This window comes from Streptomyces sp. NPDC051776 (genome assembly GCF_040681345.1).
Lineage (GTDB): Bacteria > Actinomycetota > Actinomycetes > Streptomycetales > Streptomycetaceae > Streptomyces.
Genome location: NZ_JBFAYQ010000004.1, coordinates 240,741 through 267,594 on the forward strand (window position 1 = coordinate 240,741; position 26,854 = coordinate 267,594).

The window sequence follows — 26,854 nt, forward strand, 5'->3', positions numbered from 1 at the left end:
GCAAGAACGGCCCGACGGTACGGCGCGTGCGCCCGACCGCACGGCTGCGGACCACCCGTGGCCACAGCCTGTACGGCCGCCACGACCGGACGCCGCGCCGTACGGCCGGGCCTGGGCGCTACCGCCCCCGGTCGGCCAGACGGAAGGCCACCTCCGTCTCCCAGGCGTTCATGTCGGGCTGTTCCCGCGGATCCGTACGGTAGATCTCCAGGCGACAGCCCCACTCCTCGCCCTCGCCCGTCTCCGCCATGTCCCACGTGAGGTCGTGCCGGGCCGCCCAGTCCAGTACGGAGGCGTGGACGTCACGGAGCCGGTCGGGATGACCGATGTGGGTGACGGTCACGTACCGGCCCGCGGGGAGGACGCCCTCGAAAATCTCGCCCTCGACCTCCGGGGCGTCGGCGACCGGAAAGCCCGCCTCGATGTCGAGTTTCCTGTCCATGTCGATGACCCGGTACCGGAAGAAGGGCGGCCCCGCCGGTTCGACGCCCCGGGCCGTGAGCCAGCCGAAGAGCTCCGGGAGGCGATCGGCGATCTCGGCGATGCTCGTCATGGTGACCGCCTTTCGCACGGCCACGTAGGTCTGCTCGGGACGTTCTACGATCATGGGTTCCGCCTGTGTGTTCGCGTTCATGCCGTAGGAGACCGGGCGGGCGGGCGGAACTCATCGCTCCCGGGGCGGCGAATACGGACAGTGACGAGTTGCGCGCAATGGGCGACGGCCTTAGCGTGATGAGTGCGAGTCCGAATCGGTTCAATCCGCCGCAACTCGCCGCCGGGAAGGCCACGATGCCGCCCCTCCCGGGTGCAGGGCCTGGCCGACGTCGAACCGACGCCCGGCGCCCCGAGTCACCCATGGGCTCTCCATGGGTTCTCACCTCCACAGGAGGACAAAGATGCTGCAGTCCAAGTTCAGCAAGCTCGCCGTCTTCGCTGCTTCCGGCATCCTCGCCACCATGACCGCCGCCGGCCCCGCGCTCGCGGCCTCGGACAACGACCGCGACGACCGCGCCCCGTACAAGGGCCGCGTGATCGCCCGGACCGGCCTCCTCCTGCGGGATGCCCCCAACACGAAGTCGCGCGTCGTCGGCAGCGTCGCCTACGGCAGTATCGTCCGCATCCACTGCAAGGTGAACAGCCAGAACATCGACGGCAACCCGCGCTGGTACCTGCTCGCGAACGGCCACTGGGCCTGGGCCTCCGCCCGCTACATCGAGAACATCGGCCCCGCGCCGCACTGGTGCTGACGCCCCTGCGGAAAACCGGCTGACCGTGCTCCCCGTGCGCGATACGCGTACGGGGAGCACGCCTGTGACGGCACCACCGGAGCGCACCGGGGGGCCTCCGGGAACGCTTCGCCCAGGACGGCGCCACCCGAGCACACTGGCCACCGGAGCACACCCGCCGCCGGGGACGCCCGCGAGCCGCCCGCCCCCGCTACTCCCCGGCCCCGTCGCCCGTCGCACCCACGCCCGCGCCCGCCGCGATGGCCTCGGTCACCTCCGCCGTACGGGCCGACTCCTCCTCCGCGAACCGCTCCGCGTCCAGCTTCTCGGCCAGTTCCTCGTCCTGGGCCATCAGCAGATCGAGGTTGGAGTCGCCGAGTTCGAAGACGCCCATGTCGACGTATGCGCGCTGCAGGCGCTCGCCCCACAGGCCGATGTCCTTGACGCACGGCACGATGCGGCTGAACAGCAACTTCCGGAAGAGGTGCAGGAATTCGGACTGCTCGGTGTACTCGGCGGCCTCGGCGGCCGGAATGCCGAAGTTCTCCAGGACCTCTGTGCCGCGCAACCGGTCGCGCATCAGATAGCAGCCTTCGATCACGAACTCCTCGCGCTCGCGGAGTTCGGCGTCGCTGAGCTGCTTGTAATAGTCGCGCAGCGCCATGCGCCCGAACGCGACGTGGCGGGCCTCGTCCTGCATCACATAGGCGAGGATCTGCTTCGGGAGCGGCTTGGTGGTGGTGTCGCGGATCATGCCGAACGCGGCCAGCGCCAGGCCCTCGATGAGCACCTGCATGCCCAGGTACGGCATGTCCCAGCGGGAGTCGCGGAGGGTGTCGCCCAGCAGGGCCTGGAGGTTGTCGTTGATCGGGTAGAGCATCCCCACCTTCTCGTGGAGGAAGCGGCTGTAGATCTCGGCGTGCCGCGCCTCGTCCATGGTCTGGGTCGCGGAGTAGAACTTCGCGTCGAGGTCGGGGACGGACTCCACGATCCGCGCGGCGCACACCATCGCGCCCTGCTCACCGTGCAGGAACTGGCTGAACTGCCAGGAGGTGTAGTGCCGTCGCAGCTCGTCCTTGTCCTTCTCGCTCATCTTCGCCCAGTACGGGGTCCCGTGGAGGGCGAGGGATTCGTCGGGAGTGCCGAGCGCGTCGTAGGGGTCGACCTCCAGATCCCAGTCGATCCGCTTCGTGCCGTCCCACTGCTTGTCCTTGCCCTTCTGGTAGAGGGCGAGGAGCCGGTCACGGCCGTCGTCGTACTCCCAGCTGAAGCGGGCCGAGCCGGACGCCGGCACCTGCCACAGGCTTTCCCCAGGATCTTGCGCGTAGAGCTCGTGCGTCGACACTGACGCCTCCTTCGCCTCGCGTATCTGACCGGATTCCCGTGGGGGGTCGGATAGTTGGCAGGCTCACACGTCTGTTACCGCCGAGTCAACAAGTCGTGCGAGAACTCGTGCACAAGGGATTGACGACCTTACTGACAAGTAGTCTCATAAGCAATACCGGCGGTAACTCGCCGGCGCAGGCGGCACTTCACCAGCGAGGAGCACTCAGCCATGACGTCGTCCGTGACCGGAACCCGCCCGCTGCGCGACGCGCTCGGGCTGCTCAAGGACCGCGAACAGGTCGCCGAGCGGCTGCTGGAGTCCTCCGCGAAGCACTCCTTCGACCCGGACACCGAACTCGACTGGGACGCGCCGCTCGAGGAGGGCAAGTGGTTCTGGCCTCCGGAGCTGCTGTCGCTCTACGACACCCGGATGTGGCGGCAGATGTCGGAGGAGCAGCGTCTGGAGCTGTCCCGGCACGAGTCCGCGGCGCTGGCCTCACTGGGCATCTGGTTCGAGATCATCCTCATGCAGCTGCTCTGCCGGCACATCTACGACAAGTCGGTGACGAGCGCCCACACGCGGTACGCGCTCACCGAGATCGCCGACGAGTGCCGCCACTCGAAGATGTTCGCGCGCATGATCCAGAAGTCGGGCTCTCCCACGTACCCGGTGACCCGGCTCCACCACAACCTGGCCCGGGTCCTCAAGACCCTCTCCACGACGCCCGGTTCCTTCGCCTGCACCTTGCTGGGCGAGGAGATCCTGGACTGGATGCAGCGCTTGACCTTCCCGGACGAGCGGGTGCAGCCCCTGGTACGGGGCGTGACGCGTATTCATGTCGTGGAGGAGGCGCGGCACGTCCGGTACGCGCGTGAGGAACTGCGCCGTCAGATGGTCACCAGCCCGCGCTGGGAACGCCGGCTGACCCGAATCAGCTCAGGCGAGGCGGCCCGCGTCTTCTCGATCGCCTTCGTCAACCCGCAGGTCTACACGAACGTCGGACTCGACCGGCGCGAGGCGATGGCCCAGGTGAAGGCGAGCGCACACCGCCGCGAGGTGATGCAGACCGGGGCCAAGCGGCTCACGGACTTCTTCGACGACATCGGCGTCCTGCAGGGCGTGGGGCGCCGGATGTGGCGCAGCTCGGGCCTGCTGCCGTGAGGCGCGGCCCGGCCCACCGTCGGGACGGCCGGGGCGCGGGCGGCAGCGAGGCCGGATGCGGGCGCGGGAGCACTGCAGCCGGGTCGCCGGACACGTGGGGAATCGCCCGGACTGCTTCATATGACACGGACCGATACGCTGCCGGATATGAGAGGCAGTGAGGTCGCGTACCGGAGGATGTCCGTCGAGCAGCGTCGGGCGCAGCTCATCGGGGCAGCCCTGGAGCTGTTCGCACACGCCGCCCCCGAGGACGTCTCGCTGGACGACGTCGCGCACGCCGCCGAGGTCTCGCGCCCCCTCGTCTACCGCTACTTCCCCGGCGGAAAGCAGCAGCTGTACGAGGCCGCGCTGCGCACCGCGGCCGATGAACTCGAACGGTGCTTCACCGAGCCGCAGTCCGGCCCGCTCACCCTGCGCCTCTCGCGCGCGCTGGACCGCTACCTGGCCTTCGTCGACGAGCACGCCCCGGGATTCACCGCCCTGCTGCAGGGCGGCAGCGTCGCCGAGACCTCGCGGACCTGCGCCATCGTCGACGAGGTGCGGCGCGCGGGCGCCGAACAGATCCTGCTGCACATGGAGGTGCCGGAGCCCGGTCCGCGGCTGCGGATGATGGTGCGCATGTGGATCACGGCGGTCGAGGCCGCCTCCCTCATCTGGCTCGACGAGGAGAAGCAGCCGCCGATCGACGAACTGCGCGACTGGCTCGTCGACCACTTCATCGCCCTGTTCACCGTGACCGCCGCGAGCGATTCGCAGACGGCGGAGGTGGCGCGGTCCGCGCTCGCGATCGAGACCTCGGAGGGGGCGGCGGGGGCACTGGCCCGCCGCGTCCTGCCGGTGGTGAGCGACGCCGCGCACCTGCTGTGAGGCTGGTGGCATGAGAAGCGAAGAGATGCCCTTCGTCGGGGGCCCCCTGGACGGTCGGGTGCTACCGGTCCTGGTGGGAGCCACCGGCCACCCGCCGAAGGTGTACGAGGTCCCGGTGCCGGACGCGCTCGGCGGCGAACCGGCGGTCCATGTCTACCGCCGTGTGCCGGCCGGGTATTCGAAGCGTCTGGGGCTCCAGCGCGGTTGGAAGTACGAGTACGACCCGGAGGGAAAGCCGAAGGGCCACCTCAAGTGGCCCTGGTCCAAGCCGGACTGATAGGGCCCGTGCCGGACTGAGCGGTCCCGACGAACCATGGCGGCCCCGCCGAACCATGGCGGTCCCGCGGGACGCGGGGCGAACGGCAGCGGGCAGCGGGTTGCGGGGCAGCGGGGTTGCGGGTCTTCCGAAGACGGCCCTACGGGCGCGGCAGCAATGCCTCGCGCAGACGGGACAGCGTACGGGCGAGCAGCCGTGACACCTGCATCTGGGAGATGCCCAGTTCAGCGCCGATCTGCGCCTGGGTGAGCTCGTCGACGAAGCGCATCCGCAGAATGGTCCGCTCGCGCTCGTCCAGTCGGGCGACGAGTGGCCGCAGCGTCTCGATGTCCTCGACGCTCTCCAGCGCCTGATCCACATCGCCCAGGCGGTCGGCGAACCCCTCTCCCGCCTCCCCCGGGGACTCCTCCGGGGGCGCGTCGAGCGATGTCGCGGTGAAGCCGTTGGCGGCCACGATCCCCTCCTCGATCTCCTCCCTGCTGATTCCGAGGTGAGCGGCGAGTTCGGCGGTCGTCGGCGCGCGGTCGAACCGTTGGGAGAGCTCGTCGGTGGAGCGGGCGATGTCGACGCGCAGTTCCTGCAGCCTGCGTGGGACGTGCACGGCCCAGCCGGTGTTGCGGAAGTGGCGTTTGATCTCGCCTGTGATGTGCGGGACCGCGAAGGTGGCGAACCCCACCTGCCGCGTGAGATCGAACCGGTCGATGGCCTTGATCAATCCAATGGTGCCGACCTGGACGATGTCCTCCATCTGATCGGCCCGCCTGCGGAACCGGGCGGCGATGTACCGGACCAGCGACAGGTTCATCTCGATGAGCGTGCTGCGAACGTAAGCGTGCTCCGGGGTGCCTTCCTGAACCTGGGCGAGGCGGTCGAGGAACACCTTCGAGAGTTGCCGGGCGTCTCCAGGGGCGACATGGAGCGGATCGTCGATGTGCGGAAGTTCCCGATCGGCACCAGAATTCGCTTGTCCCGGCCCGGCCTCCGGCGATGTGACGGGAACAAGGGCTTCCGTTGTGCTCATGTCGCTCTCCTCTGGGCCATGTTGACGCATACGGTTCCATGGGCATTTCCATGAGCCCGGCCAGGAGCTAACGAAAGATGCCGGACCCCGGACGAGATGAGGACCGAATGTCCGCCGGGGGGCGGGAAGAAGCCTTTGCACGACTTCTTCCCGGCCGGTCCCCGAGATGGCGTACTCCCCGGCTTTCATGGTCTCATCGGCGACATCCCCTTTTCTCGTTTCTTCCTGGCCAGTCGGATGCGACCTGGCCTGTTGCGAGATACATCAACCCGTTGGATTTCTCGGGCCGGTCAAGGTCGACGGCATTCACGACCTCGGCCGTCGGTCTGCCTTCACTGTTTCTCCGGCAGGTGCTTCATGGCCACGCCACGGAACTCCTTTCATGATTGACAGCCTGATGATGAGTCGAATGCCCGGAGCCCCCCGCCATAAACCTGCGCCATTCGGAGGAGATATGGCTCCGCACACCGCGTACGCGCCGGCGGAGAAATACGGAAGCCCGCGGAACCTACGGGGAAATCGAGCGCGGAAGTTCCGGGCAGGCAGGACGGGAGAACGCGGAGCACTGCGCGGAAAGCGTGACGGCACCATGGACGACCGCCGCCCTGGGCTCAGCGGGCCATGAGCACACGGATGGTCTTGCCACCCGCGTCCGCGTCCACGCTGACCGAGCTGGCCAGCCGGCAGACCATGCGCCAGCCGAATCCTCCCTTGGCGCCCGAGAAGTCGGGAACACGCTCCCTGGGCGGGACGGGACTGTCGTCGGTGACTGCGACCTCAATGCCCTCGGGCCGCACGGACAGCGTTATCGAGCACGACGTCCCGCCGGCATGGCGGACGGCATTGGTGATCAGTTCGGAGATGACCAGTTCGACCGCGGCGGCCGTCTCACGGCCGGGGGGCGGCATGAGGCCGCGCATGAAGCGATCGGCAATTCTTCGAGCTCGCGCGGGGGTTTCGGAGCTGATGTCCAGGACGGCGAGGGTGGACGGCACGGTGGCACGCACGCCGATGTCATCCATGCAGTCACCCTCCGTCCCTTTGTCGACTCATGCCATCGAAGGAGAAGCGTGCCCAGAAAGCCGGACCCCATTACACAAACCAGACCCCAATTGGGAGCTCTCGGCAAGTGGGACTGTTCCGGCTCGAGTTGAGCCGGAAGACCCGGGGCCACCTCCGGCCGGGCCGGGTCGGTCCGTGCGCGTGGCGTCACGCAGAGTCCGGATCCGGACCGTATCGCCGGGCGCGCACAGGCACGTTACGGTTCAATTGGTGTGGACCACTGATATGCCGCGTCGGGACCGGCCCGGATTCGGCCGACGGCCGGGTGGTCATAGCACGACCGGGCCCCGCCGTGCGGGAGCACCGCCGGACCCCAGCCGGGCCGGCACCCTGCGAGTGACTTCTTTGGTCGGTTCCGCGCAGTCCGGTTTGCCGACAATACGACCAACTCCGAAGATCGTCACGCGCGAAGGCGAGCCCTCACGCGCACCCCCATCAACGGAGGTGAGTCGGTGTCAAGACGGTTCGTAGGGTCGGTCCGCACGGCGGCGTTGGCTGCGGGTACCGCGCTCGCGGTGGCCGTACCCCCCTCGCCGGCCGGCATCGCGGACCCCGCCGACCGGTCGGTTCGGGATCTGCTGACGCAGCTTCAGACGTTGTACCGGCGGGCCGAGGAGGCCGGCGAGGCCTACAACGCGGCCGAGGAGGAGCTCCGGCGACAGCACCTGCAGGTCCGCCGCCTCGGCACACAACTCGCGCAGGCGCGGGTGCGGCTCACCGAGGGCCGCAACGACGCCGGCCGGCTGGCCCGGCGGCAGTACCAGAACTCCGCCGGCGAGGTCTCCGCGTATCTGCAGCTCCTGATGAGCCGCAGCCTCCAGGGCGCCCTCGACCAGGGACATGTGCTCCAGCGGGCGGCGGACGAGCGGAACCACGCCGTCCGCCGGCTGGCCGGGACCGAGCGCCGCCTCGACGGTGTGACCACCCGAGCCCGTACCGCCCTGGACAGGCAGCAGACGCTGGCGAAGAAGCGGCTGACCCTGCGCGCCACCGCGGAGCGGCGCCTCGGCGAGGTGGAGGGTGCGCTCGCGTCGCTGTCTCCGCAGCAGCTCACGAACGTCGGCCGGCTCGAGCGGTCCCTCGTCGCCACCGCACAGCGCGCCTTCGTGGGATCGGCCGGTCTGAGCGCCGTACGGCAGGCGCGCAAGCCGTCCCGCGCGGGCGCCCGCGCGATCGAGTACGCCTTCGCGCAGCTCGGCAAGCCGTACGAGTGGGGCGCGGAGGGGCCCGCCTCCTTCGACTGCTCCGGACTCACCTCGCAGGCGTGGGCACACGCGGGAAGGAAGATCCCGCGGACGAGCCAGCTCCAGTGGCGGAAGCTGCCGCGGGTGCCGGTGAAGGAGTTGCGCCCCGGCGATCTGGTCATCTACTACCGCGGGGCGACCCATGTCGCGCTCTACGTCGGCAACGGCAAGGTGGTGCAGGCACCACGCCCCGGAGCGGTGATCAAGGTCTCGCCCGTCGCGGCGAACCCGCTCATCGGAGCCGTGCGCCCCGACGCGGGTTCGAAGCCTCTGGAGCGGTACGCGCGGCCGGAGCTCCCGAAGGGCGCCAAGTCCGGCTCCGACACCGTCTCCCCCTCCGCCACGGCACCCGCCTAGGGGATGCTGCCCAAGGCTCGGCCCACGGCTCCAGCCGCCCCGGAGCCCGCCCTGCGGTGAACACAGCGCCGCCCGCCCCGCGTACGACGCGACCGGGGCGGGCGGCGGGGACAGTGCGGGATCAGACGCCGGGCCCCTCCGCGGCCGCGACCTCCACGAGGTACGCCTCGGCCTTCTCCGGCTCGAAGAAGAAGTTCTCGAAGTCCGCCGGGTCGTTGAAACCGTTGGCGATGCGGGCGGCGACCGGCGGCAGCTGCCCCGCGGCACCGATGAGGTTCAGTACGTGCTCCGGCGGAGGCGCCAGCATCGCATTCGTCCACTTGGTGACGTGCTGCGCGGTCTCCCAGTAGCGGTCGAACGCGGCCTGCATCCACGTCTCGTCGAACGGCTTGTCACCCTGCTCGAGGATCGAGGCGAAATACGAGGCAGCGCACTTGGATGCCGAGTTCGAGCCCTGGCCCGTGATCGGGTCGTTGGCCACCACCACGTCCGCGACGCCCAGTACGAGCCCGCCGCTCGGCAGCTTCCCGATCGGGTGGCGGACGGTCGGCGCGTACCGCCCGGCCAGCGTGCCGTTGCCGTCGGTCAGTTCGACCTTGGTGGCGCGCGCGTACTCCCAAGGCGTGAAGCGCTCCATCAGCTCCAGGGTCAGCGCGAGGTGCTCATTGGGGTCCTTGACGCTCTGAAAAACGTCCAGGGGGCCGCCCGGGATGCCCTCCCAGAAGAGGATGTCGGCCCGCCCGGTGTTCGTCAGCGTCGGCATGATGAACAGCTCGCCCACGCCGGGGACGAGATTGCAGCGGACCGCGTCGAAGTCGGGGTGCTCGGGGCGCGGGCCGAGGCCGTGCACATAGGAGACGGCGAGCGCTCGCTGCGGGCTGTCGTACGGCGAACGGGAGGCGTCCCGGCCGAACATCGACACCAGCTCGCCCTTGCCCGCCGAGACCAGGACCAGGTCGTACCGGCGGGCGAAGAAGTCCAGGTCGGAAACGGCCGCACCGTGGATGACGACCTGGCCGCCGCGCTGGGCGAACGTCTCCATCCAGCCGGCCATCTTCAGACGCTGATCGACGGACTGGGCGTAGCCGTCGAGCTTGCCCACCCAGTCGATCACCCTCCCCCCGGGGCCGCTCCCGGAATCAGGACCGGCTACGGAGACCCCGAGGCCCTCGATGTCCGGCGCCTGACTCTCCCAGAAGTTGATCTGCAGATCGCGCTCGTGCTGCAGCGCGGTGTGGAACATGCACTGGGTGGACATGACCCGTCCGGCACGGATCTCGTCGGCCGTCCGGTTCGACATCAGGGTGACCTCGTACCCGTGGGACTGCAGGCCGAGGGCGAGCTGGAGGCCGGACTGGCCGGCCCCCACGACGAGTATCTTCCGCATGGCAGGGGTCTTCTCTCTCGGTTGGTGCGTGGAGGTCGGTGGGGGCGGCAGCGGCTGAGGCTACGTCACTCGGGCGTCACGTCAAGGGCGTGGCCGACCAGGGCCAGCAGCGACTCGACGACCGTGATCCGCTTGCGCGCGTCCATGACGACGACGGGGACGTCCGCGGGTACCGAGAGGGCGTCCCTTACGTCCTCGGCCGCGTATTCCGGGGTCCCCTCGAAGTGGTTGACCGCCACGACGTAGGGCAGGCCGCAGCTCTCGAAGTAGTCCAGTACGGGAAAGCAATCGGGCAGCCGTCGCGTGTCGGCCATGACGACCGCTCCGATCGCGCCGCGCACCAGGTCGTCCCACATGAACCAGAAGCGCTGCTGGCCGGGCGTACCGAAGAGATGGAGGACCAGGTCGGAGTCGAGCGTGATCCGGCCGAAGTCCATGGCGACGGTGGTCGTGGTCTTGTCCGGGGTCGCCTCGATGTCGTCGATGTCCTCGGCGGCCCGGGTCATCAGGGCCTCGGTCGTCAGGGGTTCGATCTCCGAGACCGAGCCGACGAACGTGGTCTTGCCGACGCCGAAGCCGCCCGCTACGACGATCTTCGTGGCGATCGGTGCGCGGCTGCGGTCCGTCTGCCAGCCCTGCAATCCGTCCTCGGCCGCGGCGGCACCTTCCTCCCCGGCCCGGCGGTCAGCCCTTCCCGTGACGGTGTTTCCGGTGACGGTACGGGAGCCTGCTTGGCCGGAGCGTGCGAAGTCAGAGCCTGCGAAGTCCACCCAGCACCCTTTCCAGCAGTGCGCGTTCGGGGCGGCCGGTGCCGTGCCCGGTGCCGTAGACGCGGATCAACCCCTGGTCGGCCAAGTCGCTGAGCAGCACCCGGACCACGCCCAGGGGCATGCTCAGCAGCGCGGAGATCTCCGCCACCGTCCGCATCCTGCGGCACAGTTCGACGATGGCGCGCATCTCGGGCATGACGCGCTCGGCCCAACCGCCGGAGGTCAGCTCACGCCGTTCCTCGGGGCCGTCGAGGGCGGCGACGAAGGTCTCGACGAGCAGGACATGGCCGAAGCGGGTGCGGCCGCCGGTCAGCGAGTACGGGCGGACGCGCGCCGGCCGTTTGCCGGACGCCGGATCCGCGCCACGACGGGGCAGCTTGGGCGAGGAGGTCACTGGTGCCTCTCCATGGACTTGCGCAGTTCACTGCGGAGTTCTGGGGTGAGAACGTGGCCGGCGCGACCGACGAACAGGGCCATGTGGTACGCGACGACGCTCATGTCGCAGTCCGGGGTGGCGTGCACGCCGAGCAGCGAGCCGTCGCTGATGGACATGACGAAGACGCTGCCCTCGTTCATGGTCACCATCGTCTGCTTGACAGACCCGGCGTCCATCAGCTTGGCGGCGCCGATGGTGAGGGCGGCGAGGCCGGAGACGATGGTGGCGAGATCGGCGGACGAGCCCCTGGGCCCGCGGACGGCTCCAACGGCGCCGCCGGACCACTCATGGCCGTCGTCCTGTCCGGGGATACGGGCCTCCCGTACCGGCACGGTGGAGGCGTCCGAGTCCGAGGAGAGAAGAAGCAGCCCGTCGGAGGAGACGACGGCGACCGAAAGGAGGCCGGGCACCTCGTCGACCAGGTTGCTCAGCAGCCAGGCCAGGTTACGGGCCTGGATGCTCAGTCCGTACGCCGGTGCGGTCCTGCTGCCGGAATCCGTGTTCGGCTTGGTATGCGCGTTCAACCGCGTGCCTCCTCGACTGTGCCGTTCGGCGCCCCCGTCCGTCGCTCTCCGGTGACTTCTCCTGCTGCTTCCTGTGCTGCGCTCCCGTGGCGTTTGGCGCCGCCCCGCGCGGGCGTGCCGTGCGCGGGCGTGCCGTGCGCGGGCGTGGCGTGCGCGGGCATGCCGTGCGCGGGCATGCCGTGCGCGGGCATGCCGTGCGCGGGCGTGCCGTGACTCTGTGGATCCTGTGCGGCGATCTCCTGCGCGGCGACCCGGTGGCCGTCGCGCGCTCCGCGCTGGAAGCCGCCGAGCCTGCGCCGCAGTTCCTCGGCTTCGACCGGCCGGTTCCGCTGCCGCGCCGCAGGGGTGGTGGGAGCCACGTTCTTCGGCGCCCGCTTGGGCAAGCCCTTGTCGGTGACCCGCTCCGGCTGCGGATGCTCGCCGTGCTCCGTCGCCTCGTCGGTCCCGCCCGGCCGGACGGGCGGGGTGAGGGAGCCGGTGCCGTGTGACGTGGAGCCGTGCGGGTGCTCGGACGAAGGTGGCTGACGCAGATCCCGCGTCGCCTGGTCGGCGGTGGCACCCGCTTCGTCCTCGGCGTGCGTGTGCTGGTCGGGCCCGATGGCGTACGGTCCCGCGCCGGCGGACGGACCGGCCGGGGGCGAGGGGAGCGGGAACGTCCCCGTCACCTCCGACGGCGGTACTTCCGACGGCGGTGTGGCAGGCGGCCGCGCGGCGGAGGACCCGACGACCGTGCCCGGAGCAGGGGTTGCCGATCCGTCCGCTTCAGGGGCGTCCGGGGGGAGGGCGTCTGTGAGCGGCGCATCCGGCATCGGCGCATCCACGGAAGAGGCGTCCGGCATCGGCGCATCCGCAATCGGTGCGTCCGGCATCGGCGCATCCGCAATCGGTGCGTCCGGCGCATCCGCGGCCGGGGCGTCCGGGGACGGGCCCACCGGTGCCGTCGCTGCGGACTCGTCCGCCACGATGGCCCGTTCCGCGGCCGCCACCACCGGGTCCTCGGCAGGGGCGGCGCCCGGCACCTGCTGCGGGCCCCGCTGGGTCGGAGTGCGCATCGGCAGGGTGTTGGAGTTGGCCTCGGCGACCGAGCCGGGGAGGCTCACCGTCGGCCGCTGCGGCGCTCCCGTCCCGCCCGACCCCGCCGGGGCCGGGCGCGTCGGCAGGATCGACTTGGGCAGGACGGCAACGGCCGCGGTCCCGCCCGACTTCTGTGCGCGCAGCTGTACCCGTACGCCGTGCCGGGACGCCAGCCGCGCCACGACGTAGAGCCCCAGCCCGAGCGTCTCGCAGTCGTCCTCCTCGCCGGAGGGCGTACCCGGCTCCGCAAGGCGGGCATTGACCGCCTCGAGCCGATCCTCGGGGATGCCGATGCCCTCGTCCTGGACGGAGAGCATGATCTCGCCGTTCTGCATCAGCCACCCGGACAGCTCGACCTGGGCATCCGGCGGCGAGAACGCGGCGGCGTTCTCCAGCAGTTCGGCGACCAGATGGCTGATCGCGTCCGCAGCGAAGCCCGCGACCTGTGCGTGCGGCGGCAGGGAGTGGATGGCCACACGGTCGTACTGCTCGATCTCACTGACCGCGGCGCGCAGGACGTCCAGCAGGGGGACGGGCGCGCCGGACTGCCCGCCGCTGTGGTCGGCGCCGGCGAGAACGAGGAGGTTCTCGCTGTTGCGCCGCATGCGCGTGGCGAGATGGTCGAGTCCGAAGAGCGTGTCGAGACGCTCCGGGTCCGCCTCGCGGTCCTCCAGATCCTCGATGATGCCGAGTTGCCGCTCGACGAGCCCGAGCGTGCGCAGGGCGAGACTGACGTAGCCGGCATGGGCGTGTTCGTGGACGCCGTCGAGGCGGTCGGTGAGCTCCTCGTGCAGTCGCCGCAGTTCGTCGCGCTGGTCGGCCAGGCGCTGCCGCTCGGCGACGAGCCGAGTCCGGTCCTCGCCGAGTTGCTCCATGCGCGCGTGCATCCGCACGGCATGCTGGTGCAGTTCGTTGACCGCGGCGACCACGTCGGCGAACTCGTCGTTGCGGCCTTTCCAGCGGACGGGTTCCTGCCCGGCCGGGTCCTCCGCGACGCGCCGCGCACCGCGCCGCAGCACGGCCAGCGGGTGGGTCATGGAGCGGGCGGCCGAGATGCTGATGCCGACCGCAAGCAGCAGGCAGACCGCGGCCAGCGCGATCTCCAGCTCCAGCACGGTGACATCGTCGTCACGGAGGGCGGCGAAGCGCTCGGTCTCGGCCCGGGTGAGCGCGGATTCGGCGGCCCGCATGCGGTCGATGCGGCCGGACAGCGCGCCGTCCACGCGCTCCCGGTCGAGCCGGAGGTCGGAGGCGGAGAGCCGCGGCTGGTCGGTGAGCCGGGCGAGGAAGCGCTCGGCGCTGCTGACCTCGGTGCCGTTGACGGTGTTCGCGTAGCGGTCGACCGCGGACTCGGGAGCCGTCTGCCCGAAGTCGGCGAGCGCCGCCTCGGATTGCACGTGCGTGCGCTGCGCGGCCGCCGTCAGCCGCGGTTGGCCGCTGCCGCCGGAGAGTGCGGCGAGCAGCAGCGCTCGGGTGGCGGAAGCGTGGTCGACGGCGCGGCCGAGCACGGGCAGCGCCTCGGCCGGACCGGAGGCGCGCGGCGGGACGCGCCGGGCGAGGTCGGCGACGAGGGTACGGACCGCGCCGATGATTTCGGTGTACGCCTCGAAGGTGTCCGTGGCGTTGCCGCGCCCGGACATCGCCTCCTGACGGATCTTCGGCAATCCCGCGAGGACGCGGCGCAGTTCGGCGGGTGCGTCGGCGCGTATCTCGCTGACCCGGCGGTCGACGCGGGCACGCCGGCTTTCGGAGACGCCGTCGGCACCGGACGCGGTGGTACGGCCCGCGGCTACGAACTCGGTCATGGAGTCGCGCTCATCGGCCAGCGAGTGAACGAGTACGACCGCTTGGGAGTTCACTTCCGAAAGGGACACCAGCCGCTGGGACTCGGTCAGATCACCGGAAGCCGCGGCGATGCCCGGGGCTCCTGCGGCCAGTACGGCGACGCCCACGACCGCGACGGCGCCCACAAGCCGGTTGCGGACCAGGGCTGTGCGTCGCTGTACCGCCGACGCGCCGTCGGAGGCGCCACCGGTGGGTTGCGCCGAACCACGTTTGATGCCCCGAGGCCACATTTTCTGCACCGGTGCTCGCAATCTGTTTCTCGTCTGCCATGGCCGAGGTGTCAACAGTTCACTCGTGCCGGCCGCGCGTCGCGGAGCACCGACGAACACCCACCCCCACCCTTTGGTACGAAACTGACCATTCCAGTACCGCTTTGGGCGAGGCGGCCCTCATCCGCTTGGCCACCTGAACGAGTGAACATCACTCCCGAGTTGGCAAACAACTCTTGCCTTCGGGGCGGCGCTGTGTTCCCCGCCAAGGCGGTTGGAAAACCTCACGGGGACTGGCAGGATGCTCCCCCACAGCAGACCGGAGTCGGCAATTCCGGGTAATTCCGGCACGTTTGACGCCCGCTCATTTTCCCTCCGGCCGCAGGCCGGAGACGTCCCGGGCGATCAGCCGGATATCACCCGCCGAACCCCCGGCGACCGCCACCCCGTCCGGCAGACTGACGGCATGCGCGTCGACCTGAGCACCGAGCCCGGTGACCCCCGAAACCCCAACGAGGACTACGTATCCGCTGCACTACCAGCCTCGGGACAGGGCGGGGCGCTGGTCCTCCTCGACGGCGTGACGCCACCGGAGAGCGATACGGGATGCATCCACGGGGTGCCCTGGTTCACCGCGCGGCTCGGCGGCAGGATGCTCGAACTGTCCGGATCTCGGCGGGATATGACGCTGGCACACTGCCTCGCCGAGTCGATCCGGCTCACCGCGGAGGTTCATCGGGCCTCCTGTGACCTTTCTCACCTACTGACACCGCAGTCAACAGTGGTTGCCGCGCGGTGGGACGCGGAGCGTGTCGAGCATCTGGTGCTCTCCGACTCCGCCCTGCTCATCGAGTGCACGGACGGCCGGGTCACCACCGTCCTCGACGACCGGATCGACCGCCTGCGCGCCGCGGGTCGGCGCGTCGCGCCCCTGCGGAACGCCGAGGGCGGCTTCTTCACCGCGGCCGCCGACCCCGACGTGGCGCACCGCGCCGTCACGGGGACGTCCGCCCGCGCGGAGGTGCGCGCGCTGGCCGCGCTGACCGACGGCGCATCGCGATGGGTGGAGGTCTTCCACGAGGGCGACTGGGCGGACTGCCTCGCCCTCCTGCGCACGGAGGGAACCCGGTCGCTCCTGGACCGCGTACGGGCGGCGGAAGCGGCCGACCCCGAGGGCGCCGCGTTCCGCCGGGGCAAGGCGCGCGACGACAAGGCGGCGATCTTCGTGGAGCTCGGAGGAAGCGAGCTTCGTCGGCCCTGACCGAGCGACCTTCACAGGCCCTGAGGGAGCGCTGCTCGTCGGCGCTGAAGAAGCGGCCTTCGCCCCCCCCCTGGGAGCAGTGCTCGTCCGCCCCGAGGAAGCGGTGCTCGTCGGCCCCGAGGGAGCGGCCTTCGTCGGCCATGAGGCACTGAGCTTCGCCGGCACCGAGGGAGTGGCCTCTCTGCCGGCACGCCGACGGCCGGGGGCGGCGCTTCCGCAATCCGTTCCCTGCCGGAACCGACGACGTCGGCGATCCATGCACCCTCAGAGGTGCACAATCAGGGAGAATTCGGGCGCGGCACCGGAGGAGACGACCTCCTCCGGGCCCGGAGTGCCGGTCGGAGCAACGGGGAGACGCCATCCAGTCCGCAGGTCGGTCCACGGCGGAGTACGGCGCGCCCGCCCGGGTGCGGCGCACCGCCGTCAGGCCGCCGCTCCAGGGCAAGGGCGGCCCGCGGCGGGCCGCCCTCGCCCTCCTGCCGGTCCTCACGGCGCTCGCACTGGGGCTCTGGGGCCTCCGGCGCGACGGGACGATGTGGCGGGACGAGTCCGTCACGTACCAGATGGCCCATCGCAGCCTGCCCGAGCTGTGGTCGGCGCTGGGGAACGTCGACGCGGTGCACGGCCTGTACTACCTGCTCATGCACGCTTGGTTCGCCGGCTGGGACGGCGGACCTGCGGCGCTCCGCCTCCCGTCCGCCCTGGCCATGGCCGCGTCGGCCGGTGCGGTGGCGTGGCTGGGGCGGTACCTGGTGGGCCCGCGGGCCGGAATCGTCGCGGGGCTCGTCTTCGCCGTTCTGCCCCCGGTGCAGATGTACGCGCAGGAGGGCCGGTCGTACGCACTCGTCTGCGCGGGGGTCACCGCCTCGACGTGCCTTTTCGTCCGGGCGGCGGCCTGGCGCCCCGGAGGGAGCGGAGGAGGAGGCGGCGGACGCCGGTGGTGCGGAATCGCGCGGTGGACCGCATACGCCGCGGTGACGTGGGTGGCGTGTCTGCTGCACGAGTTAGCGGTCCTGGCGCTTCTCGCCCACGGCACCACGCTGTACCTCTGCCGCCGTCGCCTGGCGCGGCGGACCCGTACGGCATGGATCATCTCGGCGAGCGCAGTGGCCGCGGGCATCCTGCCGCTCGTCGTGCTGAGCATGCGGCAGCAGGAGCAACTCGCGTGGCTGGGCCGCCCGTCGTGGAGCGGGTGGGCCGGGTTCGTGGCGGTGGTTCTGGCCGGGACGGCGCTGGCCCGCGTGCCCGTACGGGGCAGGGGGCCCGTCAGCCCGGCGGCCCTGGCGCTGCCCCTGCTGGTCCTCCCGGCCGCGGTGCTGATGACCGTGTCCCTGACCAAGCCGCTCTTCATCGACCGCTACGTCCTCTACTCCGCCGCCGGCTTCGCGGTGCTTGCCGGCGCGGCGCTGGACCCACTCCTGCGACCGGGCAGTCTCCGGAGGCTCGTACCGGTCGGCGCTCTCCGCAGCGCGGCGATCGCCGTCGCCGCCGCGGCGGTCGTGAGCGCACTGGTGCCGCTGCATCTCCAGCTGCGGAAACCCGAGAGCCGCAGGGACGATGTGGCGGGCATCGCTCTGGCCGTGAGGAAGGCGGCCGAACCCGGGGACGCGATCCTCTTCATGCCGGCCAGGCGGCGCGAGTGGCGCATGTCCTACGCGACGCAGTACCGGGAGGTCCGGGACATCGCCCTGGAGCGGGATCCGGTCGCGTCGGGCAGCCTCCAGGGCTCGGAGCTGCCGGCACGCGAGATCCGGGCCCGCATGCTCGCCGAGGAGCGGATCGTCACGGCGAGCGATCCGGCAAGGCAGTCCCTGGACACCGTCGAGCCGGAGGTCGTCAAACGGTCGGTCCTCCGGACGCACTTCGAGGTGTGCTCGCGGACCGAGGTGAGGGGCGGCCGCATCACCGTATGGGCACGGAAGGGTCACTGCGGGGCCGATGGCCCGCTGAGGTGAGCAGGCCCTGGCCGCCAAGACGGAAGGCCGGTGCGTCGCCGCTGATGTGCGGAGCCCTCCGCTCGACGCGTGAACCACGAGGGGCCGGAAAGCCCCGGGGCGGGCGTTCTCAGTCGTCCGTCCCGCCCTGCAGGCTGTTCAACCGGTGGAGCAGACGGGCCAGTTCGGCGATCTCCGCGCTGTCCCAGCCCTCCAGCTTTTTCACATAGCTCTCGCGGCGCGCGTTGCGCACGGCCGAAAAGCGGGCCAGCCCCTCGTCGGTGAGAGCGACGAGAGAGGCGCGGCCGTCGTCCGGGTCGGGTCGGCGGGTGATGAGGCCGAGGGTTTCGAGCGCCCGGAGCTGGCGGCTCATCGTCGCCTTTCCGACGCCGAAGTAGACGGCGAGGGCGGTGGCGCGCTGCTCGCCGGTCTCCTCGAGGCGGACGAGGAGTCCGTACGCGGCGGGTTCGAGGTCCGGGTGGATCTCGCGGGCCATCTCACCGGAGGAAGCGCGGGCGCGGCGCAGGAAGACGGCCAATTCCCGCTCGAGTGCCAGAAACTCCCGGTCCACCCCTGTCACGCTCTTCGCACCCTTCCGCACCTTTCCTGTGGCCGATTCGTTCAGTGGCTGCCGTCGCCGCAGCTCGGCCAGTATTTCTCAGGAGTGGACCAACGGCAGCACGCCTGGCCCTTTGGCCGAAGTGGAGTCCCGGGTGGTTCATTTCCGGCATGGCCACACCAATGCCACCCATCCTCCCGGCAACGTTCCTCCCGCTCAAGGTCGTCGGAGGCTCGCATGCCCGTGCACCCTTCCCCTCACTGCCTGTTCACCGCCCTGCTCGCCCTGCCGCCGCCCTGCCCAGCACGGCGTCCTGTGAGCGCTCGGCAGCGACGCGAGCTTCGAGTCCACCAACCCGCTGTGGCCCGCCCGTTGCAACACGACGTCCGGTCCGCCGGACCGAACGGATGGCCGTACCAGACCTTCCGGCAGTACACCTCCACCGGGCCGACCGCCGAGCGACCACGACCTGTGCAAGGGGACATTTGAGCAGCTCCAGGCTCTGGCCAACGGTCGGCCACCGCCCCTATCGTGCCAACGCATCACGCGTGCAACGTCCCCTCCTGCGAGGGCACTTCGCTTCCGCGGGAGGGGAGAACAATCCCCCACACCCACAAGGGCCCCAAAGGCCCCCACACCACGGAGGCATCCCCCACATGCCCGTGTCCCGGCTTCGCCGACCCCCGTGCACGCTGCGCGCCGCCGTACTCACCGCCACCGTCGCGCTGCTGTGCATCCTCACCCCGACCGCCGTATCCGCCTCGGCCGCGACCACCGGAACCTCCGCCGCTCGACACGGCGGAGCGAACGCCGAACAGGTGCCCGGCATGGACGTGAGCCGCCATCAGGGCACCGTCGACTGGCAGGGCGCCTGGGACAACGGCGCCCGCTGGGCCTACGTCAAGGCCACGGAAGGCACCGACTTCCAGAGCCCCACCTTCCCCGAGCAGTTCCAGGGTGCGTACGACGTCGGCATGATCCGCGGCGCGTACCACTTCGCCCGCCCCGACACCTCCGGCGCAGCCGTGCAGGCACACAACTTCGTCGACCACGGAGGCATGTGGACCGACGACGGGCGGACACTGCCGCCCGCACTCGACATCGAGTACAACCCCACGGGCGGCGACGTCTGCTACGGGCGGAGCCAGAGCGACATGGTCGCCTGGATACGGGAGTTCAGCGATACCGTGCACGAGCTCACGGGCCGCCACCCGGCGATCTACACCACGACCGACTGGTGGACGCAGTGCACGGGCAACGACGCGAGCTTCGGGTCCAACCCGCTCTGGATCGCGCGCTACGCGGCCTCCCCCGGCACACTCCCGGCGGGCTGGTCCGACTACACCTTCTGGCAGTACTCGGACTCGGGCACGTTCCCCGGTGACCAGAACTGGTTCAACGGGACGCAGGAGGAGCTGGAGGCCCTGGCCAAGGGCTGATCGGCCGCCCCTCCCCCCGCGGGGCGCGGCGCCGGTGCGCCGTGACCGGTGCGTGCACCGTTACGCCGTGGCGCACGGCCGCGCCCCCGAGGGGAGTTCCTCACCGCCCCGCACGGCCGCGCCCGGAGGGGATCCCCCCTCAGCCGCCGAGGCGTTCCCCGATCCGGTCCTTGATCTCCTGCGGAACGCCGTCCGGGTACCTCTGCCGGAGCAGCCTGAGGACCTGGTCCGGCAACCCCTGGGGCAGTCCTGCTTCTTGGCCCAGTCCCGCAGTCCGTCGTCATCCGTGCCTTGCCCGGACGAGCCCGGGCCGCCGCTCCGGGTGGACGGCCCCGGGGGCAGACCGCCGCCCCCGGCCAGGACGGACCTCATCGTCGACTTCATCTGCCCGACGATCACGATGCCCGCGGTGCCGACCCCCGCAAGGAAGATGACGACGGCGGCCAGCACCCCGGCGAGCACCCGCAGCAGCCTGCGGTGGCGTCGGGCGAAGCCGGGAAAACGGGTCCCCGTACGGGGGTGGTCGGGGCGGATCGCGGTCCTGGGTGCTGGGGACGAGACCATGGAAGACCTTCCGGTGATTCGTTTGCGGTGCGTGGACGCAACAGCAGGGGCGGGCGGAAACAGGCGAGCGGTACGCCGATGAAGCCGATCATCCGCAGGAGCGGCCGCCCGCCGGCTCGCTCACGGATCAGTGCACGGCGACGGGAGCGTCACCGGCCCCGGCCCGCTCGGGCACATCGGGCCCCTCCGGCGCGCCGGACTCGGGTCGGCGGCCCGGCGCCCGGTTCCGTACGGCCTCGGCGAGGGAGTACAGGACCGGGACGAGGATCAGCGTGAGCAGCGTCGAGCTGACCAGGCCGCCGATCACGACGATCGCCAGGGGCTGGGAGATGAACGCTCCGCCGCCGGTCAGCCCGAAGGCCATCGGCAGCAGCGCGCAGATGGTGGCCAGCGCCGTCATGAGGATCGGCCGCAGCCGCAGCCCCGCTCCTTCGACGATCGCCGCATGGGCGGACAGGCCCGCCCTGCGCTTCTGGTTGACCAGGTCGATGAGCACGATCGCGTTGGTGACGACGATGCCGACGAGCATCAACAACCCGATCAGCGCGGGCAGTCCGAGCGGTGTGCCGGTCGCGACCAGTAGTCCGAGCGCACCGGTGGCCGCGAACGGAACGGACACCATGAGGATCAGCGGCTGGAGGAAGCTGCGGAACGTGGCCACCATGATCACGAAGACCAGGAGGACGGCGACGGCGAGGGCGAGCCCCATGTCGCCGAACGCCTCGTCCTGCTGGCTGGTGGTGCCGCCAAGCGAGTAGCCGGCACCGTCCGGGAGATGGAGCGCGTCGAGGCCCTGCTCCAGTTCCTTGCTGACGGCTCCGGTGTCCTCTGTGGTCGCACGGGCGGTGACGGTGGCGGCGCGGGCGCCGTCGATCCGCTTGACGCTCGCGGGGGCATGCGTCACCTTCACGTCCGCGACCTCCCCGAGGCGGACCCGGCCCTGCGGACTGAACACGGTCGCGTCCTCCAACTCGTCGACGGCCCTGGTGGGATCGCCCGTGCGCACGACGAGTTCGGAGCTCTCGCCGCCCAGGGTGATGTCGCCCAGGCTGGTGCCGTCGAGGGCCTGGGTGACCGCCTGGTCGATACGGTCCTCGTCGGTCCCCTTCTCGGCGGCGGCCGGCTTGTCCGGCGTGACGGTCACCTGCGGCATGTCCTCCGTCAGGTCCGTGGTGACGTCCTCGGTGTGCGGGGTGTCCCGCACCGTACGGCGTACCTGCTCGGTGGCCTTCTTCAAGGTGGCGTCGTCAGGGGCCCGGACGAGCACCTCCAGGGTCGATCCGCCCAGACCGCCCGCCTCCGAGGCCTCGACGGCGATCTCGCCCGCGCCCTTCACCGACGCGACGGCGGAGCGCAACTCGCGCTCGACGGCGGCCTGATCGGCATCGGGGTTCGCGGTGATGCTGTAGGTGGCGGTGCCGGAGTCGGACGCCGCGCCGTCGCCGCGCAGCTGGACGCCCGCCTGACCGCCCACGGTGAGCTGGTAGGTCTCGATGTCGTCGACGCCGGACAGTGCCGCCTCCACCTTCTTCGCCGCGTCGCTGGTGTTCCGCAGGCTGCTGCCCGGGGGCAGCGTCTGGCGGATCGTGAAGGTGTTCTGGCCTGAGCTGCCGAGGAAGTTGGTGCTCAGCAGCGGCACGAGGGCGACCGTGGCCCCGAGGATCGCGAGGGCGGTGAGCAGGGTGAGGGCGCGGAAGCGCAGGGCGGTGTTGAGGAGAGGGAGATAGGCGCGCTTGAGCAGCGTACGGTCGGTGCCCCCGCCGCTCCTGCCCCTCTTGGCCTTCGTCTCCTCGCTGTTCCCTTCGTCGTTCTCCCCTGCGGGCGCCGCCTTGAGGAACCAGTACGCGAGGACGGGCACCACCGTCAGCGACACGAGCAGCGAGGCGAGCAGGGCGACCGTCACCGTGATCGCGAACGGCCCGAAGAGCTGGCCCACGATCCCGCCGACGAACGCGATGGGCAGGAAGACCGCGACCGTCGTCACGGTGGACGAGGTGACGGCGCCCGCGACTTCGCGCACTCCGTCGATCATGGCCCTGCTCTTGTCCCGGGTGAGGCCGAGGTGCCGCTTGATGTTCTCCAGGACGACGATCGAGTCGTCGACCACCCGCCCGACGGCGACCGTCAGTGCGCCCAGGGTCAGGAGGTTCAGCGTGTAGTCCCACGCCCACAGCGCGATGAGGGCGATGAGAACGGACAGCGGTATGGACACCGCCGTGACGAGCGTGGACCGCACGGACACCAGGAAGAGCAGGATGACCACGACGGCGAAGGCGAGACCGAGCCCGCCCTCCGTGCTCAGATCGTCGATGGACTCCTCCACCGCAGGGGCCTGGTCGAAGACCACGGTCAGCGCGGCGCCGTCGCCCAGTTCCTTCTCCAGGCGGGGCAGGGCGTCGCGTACGGCATGGGAGATGCCGACGGTGTCGGCGTCGGGCTGCGGGGTCACCGCGACGCCCAGGGTGGGTTCGCCATTGGTGCGCGTGAGGGTGGTGGACGGTGCGAGGTCCTGGCGGACGGTGGCGACGTCCTCCAGGCGTACGGATCCGGCGGAATGGTCCGCCCCGGCGGCCGGTTGGCCGCCGTCCGCCGCCGAACCGGTTGCGGGTTGGCCGCCGTCCGCCGCCGAACCGGTTGCGGGTTGGCCGCCGTTCGTCCCGGAACGGGGCGCTGATCGGCCGCCGTTCGCCCCGCCGCCGTTCGCCGCCCCGCCACCAGTCGGGGTCACGTACAGCTTCCGCAGATCCTTGACCGAAGCCAACGCGGCGTCCACGGAGACCGAGTAGCTCGTGTCGTCCTCGGTGAGGGAACCGGACGGCAGAACGGCTCCGGCGTTCTGGAGGGACTGGGTGACGTCGGCCGGTGTGAGCCCGGCGCCGGCGAGGGCGTCGCTGTCGAGCGTCACGGTCACACGCTCGTCGCGGACGCCGGTGACCTTCACCTCGCGGACACCGTCCATGTCCTCCAGCTCCGGTACGACCGCCGAGTCGAGGCGGTCGGCGAACTCCTTCTCGCCATCGGCGTCGTGCGTGCCCCCGTCCTCGCGGCCCTTGCCGCTCGTGCCGTCCTTGCCGCCCGCGTCCCCGGTTTCACCGTCCTGGCCCGCGGCGTCCTCGCCCTCGCCGTCCCCGGCATCGTCCTTGCCGTCGTTCTTGCCGTCCCGGTCCTCGGCCCCGCCGTCGTTCTTGCCGTCCCGGTCCTCGGCCCCGCCGTCCCCCGATGCCGTGTCCTTCCCACCCTCCCCGGGCCCCCGGGCGGCCGCGAGCTGGACCGCGGGCAGATCCTCCGTGGCCCCGGCCACGACCTCGGTCTCCACCCCGTCGGGAAGCCGGGGCTCCACCTCGTGCACCGCGTCCCGCAGGGTCGCCGTGCTGTCGTCCGCCGAGACCCCGTAGTCGAATTCGGCGACGACGGAAGCGGATCCGGACCGCGAGGTGGTGGTGGCCGAGAGAACGCCGTCCGCGTCCCGTACGGCCTGTTCCAGCACCACCGCGACCCGGTCCTCGACGACCTGAGGCGAAGCGCCCGGGTAGGAGGCCGTGACCGAAACCTTGGGGAAGGACACGTCCGGCATCATCTGCTGCCGCAGCGAGGGGAGGGCCAGCAGCCCCATCCCGGTGATCGCCAGCATGACGAACGCGACCAGGGCGCGGTTCCGCATGCTGAACGAAGTCAGCTTGATCATCGATGAGTTCTCTTCCTGTGCGTCACGCGATGGCGTCCGACGCGACGGATCCCAGCAAGCCGATGCGCAGGCAGGGTGCAAGCAACCTGAAAGATCCCTGAAAATCCCGGCTCACCCTTTGCCCGGCCGGTACGGCAGCGCGTACGAAGAAGCCCTGTCCCCCCGAGCGAGGAAGAGCGCGTGCCCCCACCGACCGTCCAGTCCCAGGAGAGCCCGGTCCGGCTGCTCGTCGTCGACGACGAGGCGACCATCGCCGGACTGCTCGCCGCGAGCCTTCGGCACGTCGGCTTCGACGTCACCACGGCGGCAACCGGGAAGGAGGCGCTGGAGGAGGCGCAGCGGCGGCGCCCCCATCTGATCGTGCTGGACGTGATGCTGCCCGACCTGGGCGGCTTCGAGCTCACTCGCACGCTGCGCGCCCGCGGCCTGCACATGCCCGTCGTCTTCCTCACCGCGCGGGACACGACGCACGACAAGATCGTCGGCCTGGGCGCGGGCGGGGACGACTACGTGACCAAGCCGTTCAGCCTGGACGAGGTCGTCGCCCGAATCCGCGCCGTCCTGCGCCGCACCCGCGGGCCGCGACCGGAGGACGCCGCGGACCCGGTGCTGAACTTCGCCGACCTCGAACTCGACGAGGAGACCTGCGACGTACGGCGGGATGGGCGCCCCGTACGGCTGTCGCCCACCGAGTACAAGCTCCTGCGGTATCTGCTGCTCAATGCCGGGCGCGTGGTCAGCAAGACGCAGATCCTGGACGAGGTGTGGGCGTACGACTTCGCGGGCGACACCCGGATCGTGGAGTCGTACATCAGCCTGCTGCGACGCAAGATCGACACCGTGGAGCCGCAGCTGATCCATACGCTGCGGGGCTTCGGCTACAGCCTCCGGCTGCCGACATGACCTCCGCCACGTCAGCCACCTCCTCGGCATTCGCGAGGTCAACCCCGGAATCAGTCGGGTCCACAGCGGAATCAACCGGGTCCACTCCGGACGGAACGGCGGTGCCCCGGACGCGCGGGTCGGGCATCGCGCGGGGAGCGCGCCGCGCCCGCGCCTGGCTCGCCGCACGCTCCATCCGGGCGCGGCTGCTCGTCGGGGCTCTGCTGCTGTGCGCGGGCGGTCTGGTGTCGGCGGAAGTCGTGTGCACCCAGCTCTTCCGCGGCTATCTGATGGACCGCACGGACGACCAGGCGCGCATCCTGCAGACCCGACTGGGGCTGCTGGAGGTCCTCGCCCCGCAGGTGAACCGGATCCCCGGCGATCTGCGCAGCGTGCTGGTGCGGACCGGGGCGGTTGGCACCCACGCGGTCGTGGAGTTCCGCGACGCCTCGGGGAAGACGCAGCTGCGGTTCAGTACGTCGGACGAATCCGCGCCCCCGCCCGCGCTGCCCCCTGCCGCATCCACCCCCGTCGGCGAGCCGTTCACGACCGGGACGGGGGACGACGACGGCCGGCGCTACCGGGTGCTCGTACGGGAGCGGCCCGGCGGAGGTACCGTGGCCGCCGCCATCGACCTGACGCCGCTCAACGACACAACCAGGCGCCTGATCCGGATCGAAATCGTCGTCACCGCCGTCGTCCTGACGGGTCTCGCGCTGCTCGGCTCCGCCGTGGTGCGGATCGGGCTGAAGCCGCTGGCGGATGTGGAAGCGACCGCCGAATCGATCATCGATGGCGACGACCTGTCCCGCCGCGTCCCCGAGCGCGCACCGCCGTCCACAGAGATCGGGCGCCTCTCGGCGACGCTCAACACCATGCTGGTCCGCATCGACCAGTCGTTCGCGGAGAGTTCGGCTGCCCAGGAGCGGCTGCGCCGCTTCGTCGCCGACGCGGGCCACGAGCTGCGGACGCCACTGGCCGCCGTGCTCGGCCTCGTCGAACTGCACCGCAGCGGAGCGGCGGGTTCCCGGCAGGACGTCACCGCGCTGCTCGACGGGATCGAGGCCGAGGGGCGCCGCATGCGGCTGCTGGTGGAGGATCTGCTGCTGCTCGCCCGCCTCGACCAGGAGCGCCCGCAGGCGAGCGAGCCGGTGGACCTCGTACCGCTGGCCGTCGACGCGCTCGCCACGGCCCGCGCGACCGAACCGGACCGCCCACTGCGGCTCGACCTGCCACCGGGCGACGAGGACAGGGGGAACGGCGATGACGGGCCGCGCCCCACCGTCGTCGGGGACGACGTACGGCTCGCCCGCGTCCTGACCAACCTGGTGTCCAACGCCCTGCGGCACACCCCCGCGGGCACGTCCGTGACCGTACGGATCGGGACGGACGAGAAGGCGGGGCAGGCCGTCGTCGAGGTCGCCGACACCGGGCCCGGCGTGCCGGAGGAGGAGGCCGAGCGCGTCTTCGACCGATTCCACCGGGTCGGCGACGGGCGTGACCGGGCCAGCGGCGGCACAGGTCTGGGGCTGTCGATCGTCGCCGCGATCGTCACGGCGCACGGCGGCAGCGTCCGCTGCCTGCGGACACCGGGCGGCGGTGCGACCTTCGAAGTCCGGCTGCCCCTGCGGGATCCCGCGATGTAGCGGCTGCCCCTGGATGGTGCGGCGCTCCCCGCCGGTACGCGGGGACTTCGCGCCCCGAACCTGGACGCGGCCCCCTTCCCGCGCGGGAAGCGGCCCT

22 protein-coding genes are annotated in these 26,854 nt (G+C 70.9%); 10 read left to right on the plus strand and 12 right to left on the minus strand.

Annotation, left to right across the window (positions count from 1 at the left end):
* Nucleotides 1–118: 118 nt before the first annotated feature.
* Nucleotides 119–607, minus strand: coding sequence for a GyrI-like domain-containing protein (locus AB0M26_RS05885; RefSeq protein WP_365255087.1), 489 nt, complete (start codon nucleotides 605–607; stop codon nucleotides 119–121).
* 289 nt (nucleotides 608–896) lie between these two features.
* Here AB0M26_RS05885 and AB0M26_RS05890 point away from each other — a divergent pair, with 289 nt between their 5' ends.
* The gene (locus AB0M26_RS05890) at nucleotides 897–1,247 is read left to right on the plus strand and encodes an SH3 domain-containing protein (protein WP_365255090.1); all 351 of its coding nucleotides are present in this window, start codon (nucleotides 897–899) and stop codon (nucleotides 1,245–1,247) included.
* A 190-nt stretch (nucleotides 1,248–1,437) separates the two neighbouring features.
* Here AB0M26_RS05890 and AB0M26_RS05895 read toward each other — a convergent pair whose 3' ends face one another.
* Nucleotides 1,438–2,571 (minus strand): ferritin-like domain-containing protein, encoded by a 1,134-nt coding sequence (locus AB0M26_RS05895; protein WP_365255093.1) that lies wholly within the window; start codon nucleotides 2,569–2,571, stop codon nucleotides 1,438–1,440.
* A 210-nt stretch (nucleotides 2,572–2,781) separates the two neighbouring features.
* On the opposite strand from AB0M26_RS05895, the gene AB0M26_RS05900 reads away from it, so the two are divergent.
* The 3 genes from AB0M26_RS05900 (at nucleotide 2,782) to AB0M26_RS05910 (ending at nucleotide 4,858) form a co-directional block, all read left to right on the plus strand.
* Nucleotides 2,782–3,714 (plus strand): diiron oxygenase, encoded by a 933-nt coding sequence (locus AB0M26_RS05900; protein WP_365255096.1) that lies wholly within the window; start codon nucleotides 2,782–2,784, stop codon nucleotides 3,712–3,714.
* Between the two features lie 147 nt (nucleotides 3,715–3,861).
* A complete protein-coding gene (locus tag AB0M26_RS05905; protein ID WP_365255099.1) occupies nucleotides 3,862–4,581 on the plus strand; it encodes a helix-turn-helix domain-containing protein in 720 nt (239 codons plus the stop codon).
* Nucleotides 4,582–4,591: 10 nt separating this feature from the next.
* Nucleotides 4,592–4,858, plus strand: a complete 267-nt coding sequence (locus tag AB0M26_RS05910; RefSeq protein WP_365255102.1) for a hypothetical protein — start codon at nucleotides 4,592–4,594, stop codon at nucleotides 4,856–4,858.
* 139 nt (nucleotides 4,859–4,997) lie between these two features.
* Here the strand turns inward: AB0M26_RS05910 and AB0M26_RS05915 are convergent, their stop codons facing one another.
* Both AB0M26_RS05915 and AB0M26_RS05920 read right to left on the minus strand, forming a co-directional pair.
* A complete protein-coding gene (locus tag AB0M26_RS05915; RefSeq protein ID WP_365255105.1) occupies nucleotides 4,998–5,879 on the minus strand; it encodes an RNA polymerase sigma factor SigF in 882 nt (293 codons plus the stop codon).
* A gap of 611 nt (nucleotides 5,880–6,490) precedes the next feature.
* Nucleotides 6,491–6,901 (minus strand): ATP-binding protein, encoded by a 411-nt coding sequence (locus tag AB0M26_RS05920; protein WP_365255108.1) that lies wholly within the window; start codon nucleotides 6,899–6,901, stop codon nucleotides 6,491–6,493.
* 555 nt (nucleotides 6,902–7,456) lie between these two features.
* On the opposite strand from AB0M26_RS05920, the gene AB0M26_RS05925 reads away from it, so the two are divergent.
* The gene (locus AB0M26_RS05925) at nucleotides 7,457–8,542 is read left to right on the plus strand and encodes an NlpC/P60 family protein (RefSeq protein WP_365255111.1); all 1,086 of its coding nucleotides are present in this window, start codon (nucleotides 7,457–7,459) and stop codon (nucleotides 8,540–8,542) included.
* A 121-nt stretch (nucleotides 8,543–8,663) separates the two neighbouring features.
* On the opposite strand, the gene AB0M26_RS05930 is transcribed toward AB0M26_RS05925, so the two are convergent.
* From AB0M26_RS05930 to AB0M26_RS05950, 5 genes are all read right to left on the minus strand, one after another.
* Nucleotides 8,664–9,929, minus strand: coding sequence for a styrene monooxygenase/indole monooxygenase family protein (locus AB0M26_RS05930; RefSeq protein ID WP_365255114.1), 1,266 nt, complete (start codon nucleotides 9,927–9,929; stop codon nucleotides 8,664–8,666).
* 65 nt (nucleotides 9,930–9,994) lie between these two features.
* Entirely contained in the window at nucleotides 9,995–10,570 is a 576-nt protein-coding gene (locus AB0M26_RS05935; protein WP_365255273.1) for an ATP/GTP-binding protein, read from the minus strand.
* 109 nt (nucleotides 10,571–10,679) lie between these two features.
* Nucleotides 10,680–11,093, minus strand: a complete 414-nt coding sequence (locus AB0M26_RS05940) for a DUF742 domain-containing protein (RefSeq protein WP_365255117.1) — start codon at nucleotides 11,091–11,093, stop codon at nucleotides 10,680–10,682.
* Nucleotides 11,090–11,659, minus strand: a complete 570-nt coding sequence (locus AB0M26_RS05945; protein ID WP_365255120.1) for a roadblock/LC7 domain-containing protein — start codon at nucleotides 11,657–11,659, stop codon at nucleotides 11,090–11,092. The genes AB0M26_RS05940 and AB0M26_RS05945 overlap by 4 nt, the downstream gene beginning before the upstream one ends.
* Nucleotides 11,656–14,703: a nitrate- and nitrite sensing domain-containing protein gene (locus AB0M26_RS05950; protein ID WP_365255123.1), complete on the minus strand. Its 3,048-nt coding sequence runs from the start codon at nucleotides 14,701–14,703 to the stop codon at nucleotides 11,656–11,658. The genes AB0M26_RS05945 and AB0M26_RS05950 overlap by 4 nt, the downstream gene beginning before the upstream one ends.
* Nucleotides 14,704–15,253: 550 nt before the next feature.
* On the opposite strand from AB0M26_RS05950, the gene AB0M26_RS05955 reads away from it, so the two are divergent.
* On the plus strand, nucleotides 15,254–16,048 hold the full coding sequence (locus AB0M26_RS05955; RefSeq protein ID WP_365255126.1) for a hypothetical protein: 795 nt from the start codon (nucleotides 15,254–15,256) through the stop codon (nucleotides 16,046–16,048).
* 407 nt (nucleotides 16,049–16,455) lie between these two features.
* A complete protein-coding gene (locus tag AB0M26_RS05960) occupies nucleotides 16,456–18,003 on the plus strand; it encodes a hypothetical protein (RefSeq protein ID WP_365255129.1) in 1,548 nt (515 codons plus the stop codon).
* Nucleotides 18,004–18,112: 109 nt separating this feature from the next.
* Here the strand turns inward: AB0M26_RS05960 and AB0M26_RS05965 are convergent, their stop codons facing one another.
* On the minus strand, nucleotides 18,113–18,562 hold the full coding sequence (locus AB0M26_RS05965; protein WP_365255132.1) for a MarR family transcriptional regulator: 450 nt from the start codon (nucleotides 18,560–18,562) through the stop codon (nucleotides 18,113–18,115).
* A gap of 635 nt (nucleotides 18,563–19,197) precedes the next feature.
* On the opposite strand from AB0M26_RS05965, the gene AB0M26_RS05970 reads away from it, so the two are divergent.
* On the plus strand, nucleotides 19,198–19,980 hold the full coding sequence (locus AB0M26_RS05970; protein ID WP_365255134.1) for a lysozyme: 783 nt from the start codon (nucleotides 19,198–19,200) through the stop codon (nucleotides 19,978–19,980).
* 60 nt (nucleotides 19,981–20,040) lie between these two features.
* Here AB0M26_RS05970 and AB0M26_RS05975 read toward each other — a convergent pair whose 3' ends face one another.
* The gene (locus AB0M26_RS05975; protein WP_365255137.1) at nucleotides 20,041–20,544 is read right to left on the minus strand and encodes a hypothetical protein; all 504 of its coding nucleotides are present in this window, start codon (nucleotides 20,542–20,544) and stop codon (nucleotides 20,041–20,043) included.
* A 127-nt stretch (nucleotides 20,545–20,671) separates the two neighbouring features.
* Nucleotides 20,672–24,229, minus strand: coding sequence for an efflux RND transporter permease subunit (locus AB0M26_RS05980; RefSeq protein ID WP_365255140.1), 3,558 nt, complete (start codon nucleotides 24,227–24,229; stop codon nucleotides 20,672–20,674).
* A gap of 180 nt (nucleotides 24,230–24,409) precedes the next feature.
* On the opposite strand from AB0M26_RS05980, the gene AB0M26_RS05985 reads away from it, so the two are divergent.
* Together AB0M26_RS05985 and AB0M26_RS05990 are read left to right on the plus strand one after the other, a co-directional pair.
* The gene (locus tag AB0M26_RS05985; protein WP_365255143.1) at nucleotides 24,410–25,132 is read left to right on the plus strand and encodes a response regulator transcription factor; all 723 of its coding nucleotides are present in this window, start codon (nucleotides 24,410–24,412) and stop codon (nucleotides 25,130–25,132) included.
* Nucleotides 25,133–25,233: 101 nt separating this feature from the next.
* Nucleotides 25,234–26,757, plus strand: coding sequence for a HAMP domain-containing sensor histidine kinase (locus tag AB0M26_RS05990; RefSeq protein WP_365255146.1), 1,524 nt, complete (start codon nucleotides 25,234–25,236; stop codon nucleotides 26,755–26,757).
* The last annotated feature ends 97 nt before the right edge of the window (nucleotides 26,758–26,854 follow it).

Bases quoted from the DNA above. Each gene is read 5' to 3' on its own strand.
- AB0M26_RS05900 (WP_365255096.1), top strand. From the start codon at position 2,782: ATGACGTCGTCCGTGACCGGAACCCGCCCGCTGCGCGACGCGCTCGGG.
- AB0M26_RS05920 (WP_365255108.1), bottom strand. From the start codon at position 6,901: ATGGATGACATCGGCGTGCGTGCCACCGTGCCGTCCACCCTCGCCGTC.
- AB0M26_RS05970 (WP_365255134.1), top strand. From the start codon at position 19,198: ATGCCCGTGTCCCGGCTTCGCCGACCCCCGTGCACGCTGCGCGCCGCC.
- AB0M26_RS05975 (WP_365255137.1), bottom strand. From the start codon at position 20,544: ATGGTCTCGTCCCCAGCACCCAGGACCGCGATCCGCCCCGACCACCCC.
- AB0M26_RS05905 (WP_365255099.1), top strand. From the start codon at position 3,862: ATGAGAGGCAGTGAGGTCGCGTACCGGAGGATGTCCGTCGAGCAGCGT.
- AB0M26_RS05955 (WP_365255126.1), top strand. From the start codon at position 15,254: ATGCGCGTCGACCTGAGCACCGAGCCCGGTGACCCCCGAAACCCCAAC.
- AB0M26_RS05885 (WP_365255087.1), bottom strand. From the start codon at position 607: ATGATCGTAGAACGTCCCGAGCAGACCTACGTGGCCGTGCGAAAGGCG.
- AB0M26_RS05930 (WP_365255114.1), bottom strand. From the start codon at position 9,929: ATGCGGAAGATACTCGTCGTGGGGGCCGGCCAGTCCGGCCTCCAGCTC.
- AB0M26_RS05980 (WP_365255140.1), bottom strand. From the start codon at position 24,229: ATGATCAAGCTGACTTCGTTCAGCATGCGGAACCGCGCCCTGGTCGCG.
- AB0M26_RS05890 (WP_365255090.1), top strand. From the start codon at position 897: ATGCTGCAGTCCAAGTTCAGCAAGCTCGCCGTCTTCGCTGCTTCCGGC.
- AB0M26_RS05915 (WP_365255105.1), bottom strand. From the start codon at position 5,879: ATGAGCACAACGGAAGCCCTTGTTCCCGTCACATCGCCGGAGGCCGGG.
- AB0M26_RS05910 (WP_365255102.1), top strand. From the start codon at position 4,592: ATGAGAAGCGAAGAGATGCCCTTCGTCGGGGGCCCCCTGGACGGTCGG.